Source organism: uncultured Bradyrhizobium sp. (assembly GCF_936943645.1).
GTDB lineage: Bacteria > Pseudomonadota > Alphaproteobacteria > Rhizobiales > Xanthobacteraceae > Bradyrhizobium.
This window is the reverse complement of record NZ_CAKZJO010000050.1, coordinates 26967-40055: the sequence shown is the minus strand read 5'-3', so window position 1 is coordinate 40055 and position 13089 is coordinate 26967. Positions and strand designations below refer to the sequence as shown.

12 protein-coding genes are annotated in these 13089 nt (G+C 65.4%); 6 read left to right on the top strand and 6 right to left on the bottom strand.

The window, feature by feature from the left end; translation table 11 throughout:
* Positions 1-144 precede the first annotated feature (144 nt).
* The gene (locus Q0743_RS09085) at positions 145-1059 is read left to right on the top strand and encodes a PhzF family phenazine biosynthesis protein (protein ID WP_298241199.1); all 915 of its coding nucleotides are present in this window, start codon (positions 145-147) and stop codon (positions 1057-1059) included.
* A 177-nt stretch (positions 1060-1236) separates the two neighbouring features.
* Here the strand turns inward: Q0743_RS09085 and Q0743_RS09080 are convergent, their stop codons facing one another.
* Both Q0743_RS09080 and Q0743_RS09075 read right to left on the bottom strand, forming a co-directional pair.
* Positions 1237-1698, bottom strand: a complete 462-nt coding sequence (locus Q0743_RS09080) for a DUF488 family protein (RefSeq protein ID WP_298241198.1) — start codon at positions 1696-1698, stop codon at positions 1237-1239.
* An 8-nt stretch (positions 1699-1706) separates the two neighbouring features.
* Positions 1707-2528 (bottom strand): DUF72 domain-containing protein, encoded by an 822-nt coding sequence (locus Q0743_RS09075; RefSeq protein WP_298241197.1) that lies wholly within the window; start codon positions 2526-2528, stop codon positions 1707-1709.
* 119 nt (positions 2529-2647) lie between these two features.
* Here Q0743_RS09075 and Q0743_RS09070 point away from each other — a divergent pair, with 119 nt between their 5' ends.
* The 4 genes from Q0743_RS09070 (at position 2648) to Q0743_RS09055 (ending at position 6281) form a co-directional block, all read left to right on the top strand.
* The gene (locus tag Q0743_RS09070; protein WP_298241196.1) at positions 2648-3028 is read left to right on the top strand and encodes a hypothetical protein; all 381 of its coding nucleotides are present in this window, start codon (positions 2648-2650) and stop codon (positions 3026-3028) included.
* Between the two features lie 145 nt (positions 3029-3173).
* On the top strand, positions 3174-3377 hold the full coding sequence (locus Q0743_RS09065; RefSeq protein ID WP_298241195.1) for a hypothetical protein: 204 nt from the start codon (positions 3174-3176) through the stop codon (positions 3375-3377).
* Positions 3378-3637: 260 nt separating this feature from the next.
* Complete coding sequence (locus tag Q0743_RS09060) at positions 3638-4771, top strand: glycosyltransferase family 2 protein (protein WP_097658314.1); 1134 nt, start codon at positions 3638-3640, stop codon at positions 4769-4771.
* A gap of 7 nt (positions 4772-4778) precedes the next feature.
* On the top strand, positions 4779-6281 hold the full coding sequence (locus tag Q0743_RS09055) for a glycosyltransferase family 39 protein (protein ID WP_298241194.1): 1503 nt from the start codon (positions 4779-4781) through the stop codon (positions 6279-6281).
* A 209-nt stretch (positions 6282-6490) separates the two neighbouring features.
* Here Q0743_RS09055 and Q0743_RS09050 read toward each other — a convergent pair whose 3' ends face one another.
* Together Q0743_RS09050 and Q0743_RS09045 are read right to left on the bottom strand one after the other, a co-directional pair.
* Complete coding sequence (locus tag Q0743_RS09050) at positions 6491-8377, bottom strand: CHASE2 domain-containing protein (RefSeq protein ID WP_298241193.1); 1887 nt, start codon at positions 8375-8377, stop codon at positions 6491-6493.
* Between the two features lie 58 nt (positions 8378-8435).
* A complete protein-coding gene (locus Q0743_RS09045) occupies positions 8436-8957 on the bottom strand; it encodes a FecR domain-containing protein (protein WP_298241192.1) in 522 nt (173 codons plus the stop codon).
* A gap of 657 nt (positions 8958-9614) precedes the next feature.
* On the opposite strand from Q0743_RS09045, the gene Q0743_RS09040 reads away from it, so the two are divergent.
* Positions 9615-10703, top strand: coding sequence for a tlde1 domain-containing protein (locus Q0743_RS09040; RefSeq protein WP_298241191.1), 1089 nt, complete (start codon positions 9615-9617; stop codon positions 10701-10703).
* Positions 10704-10764: 61 nt separating this feature from the next.
* Here the strand turns inward: Q0743_RS09040 and Q0743_RS09035 are convergent, their stop codons facing one another.
* On the bottom strand, positions 10765-11589 hold the full coding sequence (locus Q0743_RS09035; RefSeq protein ID WP_298241190.1) for an SDR family NAD(P)-dependent oxidoreductase: 825 nt from the start codon (positions 11587-11589) through the stop codon (positions 10765-10767).
* 81 nt (positions 11590-11670) lie between these two features.
* Positions 11671-13026, bottom strand: a complete 1356-nt coding sequence (locus Q0743_RS09030; protein WP_298241189.1) for a caspase family protein — start codon at positions 13024-13026, stop codon at positions 11671-11673.
* Positions 13027-13089 lie beyond the last annotated feature (63 nt).

Here is a 13089-nt window from a genome sequence, read left to right as displayed (position 1 = left end):
ACTGCAGCCTGCTCGCTTCCAAAACGTCATTCGCGATTGCTCCGATTGCTCCGAATTTTGGGGCATGACGAGCGATGTTTTCGGCTTGTAGACTGCCGCGCGATGCGGCCGGCTATCGGCCGCGACTTGCATGGGGAAGTGACGATGCAGCGCCGCTACATCACCGTCGACGTGTTCACCGATCGCGCCTTCGGCGGCAACCAGCTCGCAGTGGTGCTCGACGCCGGCGGGCTTTCGTCCAGGCAGATGCAGGCGATCGCCACCGAGTTCAACTATTCCGAGACCACCTTCGTGTTGCCGCCGCGCGACAAGGCCCATGATGCGGAGGTGCGCATCTTCACGCCGGTCCGGGAGATGCCGTTCGCGGGCCATCCCAATGTCGGCACGTCCTTCGTGCTGGCGAGCCTTGCGAAGGAGCCGAAGCCGCGCCTGCTGTTCGAGGAAATCGCGGGTCTCGTGCCGGTCGACATCTTCAGGGAGCAGGGAAGGGTGGTCAGTACCGAGCTGACCGCGCCGCAGCCGCTGTCGCGGCTTGCGCAGCTTTCCGCCAAAGACGTCGCGGCCTGCATCTCACTGAATGCCGATGACATCAGGACCGATCGCCACGCCCCCCAGGTCATCGGTGTCGGAACGCCCTTCGTGGTCGCGGAAGTGGCGTCGCGCGATGCGCTGAAGCGGGCCAGGTCCGACGCGGCGGCCTTCGGCAGGCTCTTGCCGCGCGACGGCGCCGTCTCGGTGTGGTTCTATACGCGCGATGTGCCCGCGGCGGAGGCGCCGAGCGAGATCCAGGCGCGGATGTTCATGCGCGGCGCCGGCGGCTACGCTGAGGATCCGGCCACCGGCAGCGCCACGGTTGCCGCGGCCGCACTGTTCGCCGATCTCGATCCCGTGCGCGATGGCGAGCTCAAGCTCACGGTCGGCCAAGGCTTTGACATGGGGCGGCCGAGCATCCTGCTGACGCGCGTGCGCAAGCAGGACGGCAAGATCGTCTCCGCCCATGTCGGCGGGCAATGTGTGCAGATGATGGAGGGGACGTTTGGACTTGCAGGGGAGGGGTAGGCGCTCTCTCAGTACAAGTTCAAGCGAGACCCGTCATCCTGAGGTGCGAGCTCTTGCGAGCCTCGAAGGATGGGCGGCCGCGATGCAGCCTTCGGGCACGCCGTCGTCCTTCGAGGGCCGCTGAAGAAGCGGCCACCTCAGGATGACGGCTACGGTTAGAACCGGCGCCAATGAGGGCTATACCTGCCGCCCCGCCAGATTCTTCACCGCGACCCCATCGCGTTCTTCGATGATCTCCGCGATCATCTGGCGGTGGCAGTGGGTGTGGTCGCGCTCGTAACAGAGCAGGCACACCGGGCCCGCCTTCTTCACCAGTGCCGAAAGCTCGTCCATGGCTTCCCTGGCCTCAGGTGCCTTCAGATGCTTTGAGAAGATCTTTTCCAGCACATCGTACTGCCCGCTGCGCGCGGCGAGGCGGCCTTCCTTCGGCGTGCCGAGGGCGGCGAGGTGGACATAGGAAATGCCGCGCTCGTCGAGCCCTGCGGCAAGCTGCTTCTTGGAGAAGCCCGGGCGCCGCGACGACGTCACCGCGCGCACGTCGACCACGAGCTTGACGCCGGCCTGTTCCAACTCGTCCAGCACCGCCTTGGGCGGTGTCTGCTCATAGCCGATGGTGAACAGCTTTTTCGCCTTTGCCATGGGCCACCTCAGCTCACCCGCGCGATCAGTTCCATGGCGCCGTGCGGGGCGCGCACCTTGCCCTCGTGAATGACGTAGGCGAACACGTCGCGCGGTTCCTTCTTGGGCTTGGCCTTGTCAACCTTCGGCAAGTCGTCGGGTTCGCCGCCCGAGGCCCAATCCTTGAAGCGCTCGGCCCAGGCATCGAGCTGCTTCGGCGGGTAGCAGGTCTTGATCTCGTCATTGCCCTTCTGCAGCCGCGCATAGACGAAATCGCCGGCGACGTCGGCGATGGCAGGATATTTGCCGTGCTCGGCGAACACGACGGGCGTCTCGAATTCGCGGATCAGCGTGATGAAATCCGGCGTGCAGAAGCTGTCGTGGCGGACCTCGACGACGTGACGCAGCGCGCGCCCCTCGAGCTTGCGCGGCAGCAGCTCGAGGAATTTGCCGAAATCGGCGCCGTCGAACTTCTTCGTGGGCGCGAACTGCCACAGCACCGGCCCGAGATGATCGCCGAGCTCCAGCACGCCGGAGTCATAGAACCGCTTGATGGAATCGCCGGCCTCGGCGAGCACGCGGCGGTTGGTGGCGAAGCGTGGTCCCTTCACCGAGAACACGAAGCCGTCCGGCACCTCGCTCGCCCATTTGCGAAAGCTCTCGGGCTTTTGCGAGCCGTAATAGGTGCCGTTGATCTCGATCGAGGTCAGCTTCGAGGCTGCGTAAGACAGCTCCTTCGCCTGCGTCAGCTTCTCCGGATAGAACACGCCGCGCCAGGGCTCGAAGGTCCAGCCGCCGATGCCGATGAAGATGTTGCCGGATTTTTTGGACGCGGTTTTTGCTTTGGCCACGGATGATCTCGCATCGACGGGGGAGGGAAGGCCTCATCCTAGTCAAACGAGATGTGATTGGCCAGTTCTCGCCTCCAGTCTAAGCTTGCGTGATGCAATCTGCGACAAGGGAGAACAAGATGCGGATGCCGATGCTGGGAGCTGCGCTCGTCATGATGACATCTGCTGCCATGATGTCTTCAGTCATGGCGGCTGATGACGATGCCAAGGGCGCACAGAAGCTCGCCCAGCAGGGCCGCGACGATTACTGGCATTGCCTGGCGCGGGAATATTCGCGTGACAGCAATCAGGGAATGACGGAACAGGATTTTGGCCGCTCGGTTGCGGGCGCCTGTCCGTCGGAGCGGCAATATTACCGGGTGGCGCTGCTCGACTACCTCACCACGCAATACCCGAACATTGATGCCGGCGCCCATCTCGCGACCGCGAACAGGGCGGTGGAGTCCGCGCAGAAGGATATCGTGTCGGCTTTCGTCAAGCACAGGCCGCCAACGAAATGAGGGAGTGGCGAATGGCCAATAGCGAATAGGGCAAGAGGGCGGCCTTCTCCATTCGCTACTCGCCATTCGCTATTGGCCCTGGGCCCTTCCGGCTCTGCGCGCATCCGTGGTATCATGGGGCGTATCTGGATGAGGGATGGGTTTCATGGCGTCTGAGTCGATGGGTGGCATTTTGGGCGCGATCGTCGCGGCGATCGTGCTTGCGGTCGCCGTCGTGTTCGGGCCGATCGGCCAGTACGGCAAGCCGCCCAAACCGGCAAAGGTCGAGCCGGCCCCGGCTGTGGCTCCCGTAGCCCCCGCTGCGCCGGCGCCGCGGGGCCCGATCATCCGGGAGGTGCCGAACCAATAAGGCACAAGAATTCCGGTTTCCGGCCCCTTGCGGAGCTGTCCCGGCGTTCCTATTTAGCCTTTAACGGCGACGTTGAGCGAAAAACTCCGGCGCTGGGACGACCTTGGAATAGCTTAAGGCCTGCGCCGGATGTACGCGCGGCCCGCCGTTCCGGGGTCGTTGGCATTTTGGGACCCCTTTTGGGTCGATTCCCACAGATCTCCCGGCTTGGCAGCGCGAGAACTTGGCAGCGCAGGACGCGGCGGATATACGCTGCCGTCATGAATGAAGCGATCAGACCCGGCTCCGACCATCCGCCTCAGGCTCAAGAGGGCCCGGAACTGTCGGTGATCGTCCCGACCTTCAACGAGCGCGACAACGTCACGGTGCTGTACCGGCGGCTGGAGGCGACGCTCGCCAACGTCGCCTGGGAAGTCGTGTTCGTCGACGACAATTCGCCCGACGGCACCTGGGACGTCGTGCGCGCCCTGGCGCAGCAGGACAGTCGCGTGCGCTGTATCCGCCGCATTGGCCGCCGCGGCCTGTCGGGCGCCTGCATCGAGGGTATCCTGGCTTCCAGCGCGCCCTTCGTGGCCGTGATCGACGCCGACCTCCAGCACGACGAGACGCAGTTGCCGAAGATGCTGTTGCTGCTCGCCAGCGACGAGGCCGATCTCGTGGTCGGCAGCCGCTACATCGAGGGTTACAAGAGCGAAGGTTTCAACAAGCAGCGCGCCGGCGCCAGTGCGCTGGCGACCGAGGTCGCCAGGAAGATGCTGCGGGTCGAGATCGCCGATCCCATGAGCGGCTTCTTCATGGTGCGCCGCGACCGTTTCGAAGAGCTCGCGCCGAAACTGTCGGTGCACGGCTTCAAGATCCTGCTCGACCTCGTCGCGACCGCACATGGCGGCCTGCGGGCCGTCGAGATTCCCTACACCTTCGGCGCCCGCCAGCACGGCGAGAGCAAGCTCGATTCCATGGTCGCGCTGGATTTCCTCGGCCTCGTGCTCGCCAAGCTGACCAACGACATCGTCTCGCTGCGCTTCGTCCTGTTCGCGATGGTCGGCGGCATCGGCCTTGTCGTGCATCTCACCACGCTGTTCATCGGACTTCAGCTGTTCAAGGCGCCGTTCGCGGAGGCGCAGGCCGCCGGCGCCATCGTCGCGATGACCAGCAATTTCGTCCTCAACAACTTCCTCACCTATCGCGACCAGCGGCTGAAGGGTTTTGCCCTGCTGCGCGGCCTGATCGCCTTCTACATCGTGTGCAGCGTCGGGCTGCTCGCCAATGTCGGCGTCGCCTTCTCGGTCTACGACCAGGAGCCGATCTGGTGGTTGGCCGGCATGGCCGGTGCGCTGATGGGCGTGGTGTGGAACTACGCGATGTCAGGCCTGTTCGTCTGGCGCAAGAAATAGCCGGAAGATGGCCGGAGCCGACGCGCGGATCGTCCGCAACACCGCGCTGGTGATTCTGGCGCTGGTGGCCCTGCGGCTGGTCGCCGCCGCCGTCACGCCGATCACCTTCGACGAAGCCTATTACTGGATGTGGTCGAAGAACCTGGCGGGCGGTTACTACGATCATCCGCCGATGGTCGCCTATGTGATCCGTGCCGGCACCATGATCGCTGGCGATACCGAGCTCGGCGTCCGCCTCGTCTCTATCCTGCTTGGCTTGCCGATGAGCTATGCCATCTACCGCTCTGCGGCGATCCTGTTCGGCGGGGTACGCGTCGCGGCGACCAGCGCGATCCTGCTCAATGTGACGCTGCTGGCCTCCGTCGGCACGCTGATCGTGACGCCGGATGCGCCGCTGCTGGTGGCCTCCAGCTTCGTGCTGTTCTTCCTCGCCAAGGTGCTCGAGACCGGCCGCGGCGCCTGGTGGCTCGCAGTCGGCGCTGCCGTCGGCGCGGCGCTGCTGTCGAAATACACCGCGATGTTCTTTGGCGCTGCGATCCTGATCTGGCTTGCTTGCGTGCCGAAACTGCGGCGCTGGTTCCTCTCGCCCTGGCCCTATCTCGGCGGCCTCGTTGCGCTGGCGCTGTTCTCGCCGGTGATCCTCTGGAACGCGGATCATCAATGGGTCTCGTTCGCCAAGCAGCTCGGCCGCGCCAGGATCGAAGACTTCCGTCCGGTCTTCATCGCCGAGCTGATCCCGACCCAGATCGCGTTCGCGACCCCGCTGGTCTTCATTCTCGGCGCCATGGGATTGCATGCGCTGACCTGGCAACGTGCCGGCGCGCTGGCCTCGCGCGTGCTGATCGAGGCGCTGTTCTGGACCATCGTCGCCTATTTCGTCTGGCATTCGCTGCATGCCCGCGTCGAGGCCAATTGGTTCGCGCCGGTCTATCCGCCCTTCGTCCTCGCCGCGGGCGCCGCCGTCAGCCTCGCGCAGTGGGGGCCGCGTGCGCGTCGCCTCGTGGACTTCTGCCTGCGCTGGGCTGCGCCCGCGGGCGTCGTGATGTTCATCGCGCTGGTCGTGCAGGCCAATACCGGTTGGCTGTCCTTCTATCGCCGCGACGCGACCGTGCGCAGTGTCGGCGTCGGCTGGCGCGAGCTCGCCGCGGGGATCGAAGCCGAGCGCGTGCGTCATGGCGCGACCTGCGTGCTCGCGCAGGATTACGGCACCACGGGTTGGCTCGCCTTCTATTTGCCGCGCGGCACCTGCGTCCTGCAGCAGAACCAGCGCATCCGCTGGGTCAATATGGCCGAGCCCGATCCAAAGCTGCTTGCGGGCAAGCTGCTCTATGTCGACGAGCTGCGCGCGGGCGGTCACCCCGCGCTCAATGATCTCTTTGCGAAAGTCACGCAGGTTGCGCAATTGCAGCGCAAGCGCGGCCCGCTCGTGGTCGAGACGTACGGCATCGATCTGCTGGAGGACGCCAGGGGCGACGTGCTCGACCGCTCGCCGCCGCCGGAAGCCAGGTAGCGGCCTCACTGCTTCCATGGTGTCGTCCCCGCGAAGGCGGAGACCCATACCCCCAGGGAGGAGTTTGGCGAAGACTGCTCGTGGGCTTTTTTAGTCGGTACGGCTAGCTGTGCTCATCGATGGATCACGCGGTATGGGTCCCTGCGCCCGTGCGCAATTGCGCACTAGGCAGGGACGACGGCGGAGTGCTGAGGCGATAGCAACGACCATCAGTCAATCGCCTCGGCCTTGGCCGCCGTTTGCGCAGGCCCGTTTTGATCGCGCCAGAACCACACGGTCACGACGCCTGAGCGACCGCGGACGTGGGCCAGGAGGGGCCCCGACAGAACGCCGTCGGGGGCCCCGTGGAAGTCGGCGGCATCCAGCAGCGTATCGCTCAGCGCGAGCCGCGCATCGTTCTGGACGGCGACCTCCATCAGCCGGTTCGCGACGTTGACGGTGTCGCCTGTCGCGGTGATGTGCTGGTGGCTTTCGCCGAGACGGGAGGCGACGATCTCGCCGAAATGCGCGCCGATCTTGAAGCCCAGCCGATCGCCGATGGCGGGAGACAGCGAGGCGATCCATTGTTCGACGCCGCGATGCAGGTCGATCGCACATTTCAGCGCGCGCGCCGCATCATCGGGCATCGCGCCCGGAAGCCCAAACAGAATCATGGCGCCGTCACCGAGAAAGCCCGTGATCGTGCCGCCGCAATCGACCGCGGTCCTGTCGATCAACGCGTGAAATGCCTGCAAAACCTCCTGGATCGCGTCAGGATCGGTCTGTTCGCTCAAGCCCGTGAACCCGGAGAGGTCGATGAAGACCACGGCTGCGTTCTGCCGGACCGGCTTGGACAGGAAATTCGGATCTCGCGCCAGCCACTCCTGCACCGCAGGCGCCTGCAACCGGGCGAGCGACCTGCTCTTGGCTGCGAGATACTGCGTGCGGCGGCCTCCGACCCACAGCTGGACGCCCGCAAAGACCGCAACCGGCGGCACGGCGGCGGCGAGCGTCGTTGCCGCATTCAGCCAGACGCCATGCGTGAAGGCGAGCGCGTTGAGGCCGGCCCAGGCAATCATTACCGCGGCCGCCGCCATGATACCGAGCGCGCTGCGCCGCCAGGCCAGCAAGCCGACCAGCAGCATCGGCAGCAGGATTGCAGCGAGCGCGTCGGCAACATGAACCCTGTAATCGCGCACGACGCCGTCTCCGGCAACGAGATGCGTGATCGCGGTCGAGACCACTTCGACGCCGGGCATCAGCGAATCGAACGGTGTGGGATAGAAGTCGCCGCCGCCGGCGACCGAGGCGCCGATCACGACGATCCGGTTCTCGATCGCCGCGCGATCGAGCGTGCCGTCGAAGACGCTCTGCGCGCTGACAGTGCGGATGGTGCGTCGCGGACCGTAATAGGTGATCGGCAGCGCGAAATCGGCGTCGGTCGGCACCGCGCGCTCGCCGAGCATGAGGTGATCCGAGGCAATCGTCAGCGGCTTGTCGAGCGCGCGGGTGGCGACCCGCAAGGGGAATGACAGCTCGACCTTGTCGTGCGTCCGGAACAGCATCGGTACCGAAAGCGGTGAGCCCGACTGCCCCGTCGCGACGTTGACGACGCCCACATCGGCGTGGTCGGCGAACGCCGGCAACGGCAGCAGGAAGCGTTCGGCCTGCGGCAGCACGGCGAGGGGGCCCGCGCTGCTCGGCTCCACGGTTTCGCTGGCGCTGGGAAAGATCGCCGCCGCGGCCAGCACCATGGGCCCGGTAGCCAGCGTGTTGGCCAGCGTTGCGTCGCCGATCGCGGCGCTACGATCGACCAGGAGGAGATCGATCGCGACGACCTTCGGCTTGAACTGCACGATGGTGTCGACGACCCGGGCGAGATCGGCGCGCGGCAGTGGATAGCTGCCGCCGCGCTTCACGACGGTATCGTCGATCGCAACGATGGTAACGAGATCGGGCGGACGCTGCACGCCGCGGACCTGTGTTCGCCAATCGGTCAGTGTCGCTTCGAGGCGGTCGAGAAAGCGCAGATGGCCGTCTGCGTGCGCGGCATAGATGCCGGCGCCCCACAACGCGGTGAGGGCGAGTGCCACCAGGATCTGAACGCGTCTCGTCACTACGTACTGCAATCTTCTTTGTTTTAAGTCCTGTTGACCCAGCCTTATCGACCAAGCCTTATTGCCCAAGCCTTGCCATCAGCGCGTCGACGCGCGGCTGGCCCCATGTCTTGACGGTCAGCGGGCCGGTCGCTTCGACGTCGACGCCTTCGCCGGGGCCAAGTACGACGCCGCGCCCCCGAGCTCGTCGGCTCACGCCGACACGGCCGTCAGCGACGAAAACGGAGGTTTTGGTCTCAGCGACGTCGACCGCCCATCTTGTGCCGCGCACCGCGGCAATCGCCTGCGGGGTCAGCACCTTGAAGGGATTGCCGCGGGGCTTCTTGGGCACCTCGACCAGCAGGGCTCTGCTGCTCAACTCGACGGAGTCTATATGTCCGTCGCGGTTGGCGTCCTTTAGTTCAAATCGGGCGCCGTTTTCTGCGACGATGGTGATGCCATTGTCGCAGCGCCAGACTTGCGTGCTCGCGGCTGAAATCGACGACGTGCAACCTGCATTGGCGGGCTGCGCGGCCGCATATCCCATCAACAAGGACGACCATACGAGAGCCAAAAGCCCAGCGCGCGCGACCCCACTCATGCCAGCCTCCATTTGCGTGCTTGGCACAGTTCAAGGCGATGTTGATACGGTACCGTATCACACGCAGAGGCTGCCGAAAAGTGCCGAGTCTGGAGCTATTTTCTTCGCATGGCCTTTTCCAGATCGGCGCGATCAACTTTCGGTCAGGGCACCGTAGCGCTCTGTGCGCGAAGTGTGATGTGGGGCGAGCCCTCGTGCCATGCTGAGGACTCCCGCGCACCAGCCTCGCACAACCCTTCTCCGGTATCTTCCGGGCATTGATGACCACGAAAAGGACTTGGTTGGATGCGCTTAAGAGGGGGCCGGAGAGGTCCGCTGAATGCGCCGATCCGGCCGAGAATTATGGTTAACAGACGCGTCTAAGTCCGTAGTTCTGCGGGATTTTTTCTCAGAATGAGACAGCGTTAACGAGTTGCCCTACATACGCCTGAACTTAATCCGCATTTAACTAAAAGTCGCCTTAATGACGCTCCGACCCTCTGCGAAATGCTGTTCCCGGATCGTGACCAGCGGCACTTTGAAGGGGGACTGAGTGACACCGTCCTGGACGCAAGGCGAATGAGTACGAGTATCGCTGCGCATAGTAACGCGGCACGGAAGTCCAAGAATCTTGGCAAGAATCCTGGCAAGAATTCTCTTCGGAAGCCTTCCCGCAAAATGAGCACGACCAATTGGCTTGGCGCCGCGGCGATCGGCTGCGTCGTGATGTGCGCCGGCTGGACCATCTACAGCAACGTCTTCGGCGCGAGCGTCTATCCGACCGTCGGTAGCCTCGGCTACGACGAGCCGGTGGTGAAGCGTGCGCCCAAGGTCGCGCTGCGCGAGGCCGGCGACGCCATCAAGGAAGCTTTCGCGTTGCTGCCAGACCGGCTGCAGGTCGCCGCCCCGATCTCGCGCGAGATGTTCAACGAGCGCTTTGCCGCGGCCGCGACCCAGGGTGTGGCGTCGAACGCAGCGAGCGCGGCGCCTGCGACCCAGGTTGCGGTGGTGAAAGATCCGCCGAAGCAGAGCGTGATCGCGAAGGTCGCGGAGGCGCTGAAGCCGGCCCCGGCCAAGACGAACGAGAAGACGACCGACAAGGCTGCGGACAAGGCCAAGCACGCTCCGGATGCCCATATGCAGCTCGCTTCGGCCGATCCCGCGCAGATCGTGCCGGCACCCGAGGCGAAGAAGTCATTTGCGGACCGCGCCAAGGCCGCGGTGATGTCGATCACCGGGCCGCGCCAGTCGATGGTGGAAAAGCTCTGGGGCAAGCGTGAGCCGTCCGGCGGGCTGTTGGCCTATGCCTCGGCCGATGCCAGCGTGACCTCGGCCATCGCGCCGAAGGAGCAGAACCCGATGTTCGGCGGCGCGCCGCCCTATGAGCGCGACACCGCGGTCTACGACATCACGGCCAAGACGGTGTATCTGCCCGATGGCACCAAGCTCGAGGCGCATTCCGGCCTCGGCTCCAATCTCGACGATCCGCGCTCACAGCGCACGCGCATGCGCGGCGTGACCCCGCCGCACATCTACACGCTGAAGCCGCGCGAGGCGCTGTTCCACGGCGTGCCGGCGCTGCGCCTGACCCCGATCGGCGGCGAGAGCGCGATCTACGGCCGCGACGGCCTGCTCGCCCACACCTTCATGCTCGGGCCGAACGGCGACTCCAACGGTTGCGTGTCGTTCAAGGACTATTACGCGTTCCTCGACGCCTATCGCAACAAGGGCATCCGCAAGCTCGCGGTGCTGGCGCGGGTCGAGTAAGCTCAATCAATCGAGACGATGCAAAAGGGCCGCTTCGCAGCGGCCCTTTTCTTTTTGCGCGTCAGCCCGGCCAGCATTGTCCGCCGCCGTCGACCCGCAGCACCTGGCCTGAGACGAAGGCGCCCATCGGCCCTGCGAAGAACTCGACGACGCGCGCGACCTCGTCGACGGTGGCGATGCGATCGAGCGTGCCGGTCTCGACCATCCGGCCAGGGTCCACCGCGCGCGTGCCGAGAAAGCGGCCGGTGCGGGTGTCGCCCGGCGCGATGCAGTTGACGGCGATGTCGTAGGGGCGAAGCTGGTCGGCGAGGCACCGCGTGTAGTGGGTGACGCCCGCCTTCGACACCGCATAGATCGAGCCCTGGGTGCGTCCCTTGAAGGCGGCGACCGAGCCGAGCGTGACGATGCGGCCGGCCCGCCGCTCCATCATGCCTTTCGCGACCGCCTGACAGGTCAGGATGGTCGAGAGCAGATTGCGCTCCAGCACCGCGCGCACATCCGCTTCCTTGATGTGGACCGCGTCGTTCGGATCGGGCTTGCCACCGGCGGCCGCGATGTCGCCGCCGGCATTGTGCACGAGGATGTCGATCGGGCCGAGCGCGCGTTCCGTCTCGGCAATCACGCGCGCGATGTCCTCACCCTTGGTGAGATCGCCGAGCACGCGCTGGCTGCGGACGCCGAATTCCTTGCCGATCTCCGCGGCCACCGCGGTCAGCGTGGTGCCCTCGCCATATTCCGCCGGCCCGTTCTCGCGCATGCCGTGGATGGCGACGTCGGCACCGAGGGCGGCGAGTTTTTCCGCGAAGGCGCGGCCAAGCCCGCGGCCTGCGCCGGTCACCAGGGCGATCTTGCCGGCAAGAATCTTCGTTCCGTCATGCGTTGCCATGATCTTGTTCCTGTCGTGAGATGTCCGCGTGTTGCGGGGGCGGGGCCGCCCCCGTTGCCCGCATTGCGTGATATCGCACGATCAGCGCTTGACGAAAACAAGATTGCAGGCGCGCGCCTCGTTGCGTTTGCCGCTGCCACGGGTGCGATCGAACTGCGCATCGACCGTGAAGGCGTATGGCGAGCCGGGCGCGAGGTTGTTGAGCGTGTAGGTGCTCGCGCCCGTCGTGCCGCGCGCGCTCAAGGTCGTCTTGCCGTCGGCCGGGATCTGGCCGTCGATCTCCAGCCGGTTGACGCCGTCTCTGCCCTGGGCTTCGGCGTGAAACACGCCGTTGGTCACCGTGGCGACCAGCGGCCTTGTGAACCCCTGCGCCTTGCCGGTCGGCAGGCAGTTCAGCGTCACGTCCCAATTGCCGTCGAAATCCTTGCTGCCGGTGGTTCGCGCGTTGCCGCTCGGCGCCAACGCGACCTTCTGCTTCAATCCCTCGGCGCGCGCCTTGGCGAGGGTGGCGAAGATGCAGTTCGGAAAGCGCGCGAGATGGTCCTCGAAGGCCGCCAGCGTGCCGATCCCGTCCGCGGCCTTCCAATGGGCCTCCGCAGCCGAGCAAGGATCGGCCTTCGGCGCGGCTTGCGGCGCGGCGGGCGCCACCGTGACCGACACTGGTCCGTTCAGATAGAATTTTCCGATGATCGACAGCGACAGCTCCGGCAGCTGCGCCTTGCCGCTCGCGTCGTAGACGTCGCTGCTGATGTCGCGGAAGACGTCGCCGATCTCGTGCGGCTCCTCGATGTGCTTCAGGAACGCCGTCGTGTAGGGACTGTTGCGGCCGACACCGTCGGCGGCAACCTGTCCTGATTGCGTGGAGAACGACACGATCGTGCCGCGCGGCGCCTCGACTTTCGACAGGCCCCGCCCGATCGAGGCGGCACGCGTCGCACCGGCCGAGCGCTTCAGGGTTTCGGCCAGCGGATTGTCACGGCAGGAATCGAGCACGAGGATGCGCAGGTTCTTGGCCTGTTGCAGGTCGTTGATGATGTCGTCGACGCGCACGAAGCGCTTGAGGTCGGCTTCATCCGCCAGCACGGCGTCCACGGGCATCAGATAGTTGACGCCGTTGTACTGCATGGCATGGCCGCTGTAGTAGAACATGGCGACGTCGGCGCGGCTTGCGGCGCGTGCGAAGCGGATGGTGAGGTCCTGCATGTCGGACTGCCGCAGATCGATTCCCTGGATCACCTCGAAGCCGCTCCGCTTCAGCGAGGCCGCGACGTCCTCGGCATCGTGCGAGGGGTTCGGAAGCTGCGCCGTCGAAGCATAGGCGCCGTTGCCGATGACGAGCGCGACGCGCGTCTCGGCAGATGCGGGACCAAGGCCGAGCCAGCCGGCGAGCAAAACCAGAGAGAAACCGGGCAGGTGAAGGCGTGAAAAAGCGCACATGGGAGCCGTCCGGGAAATATTGAAAAAATATCTCCCAGCTTAGCGCATGCCGCGCGGCCGGCA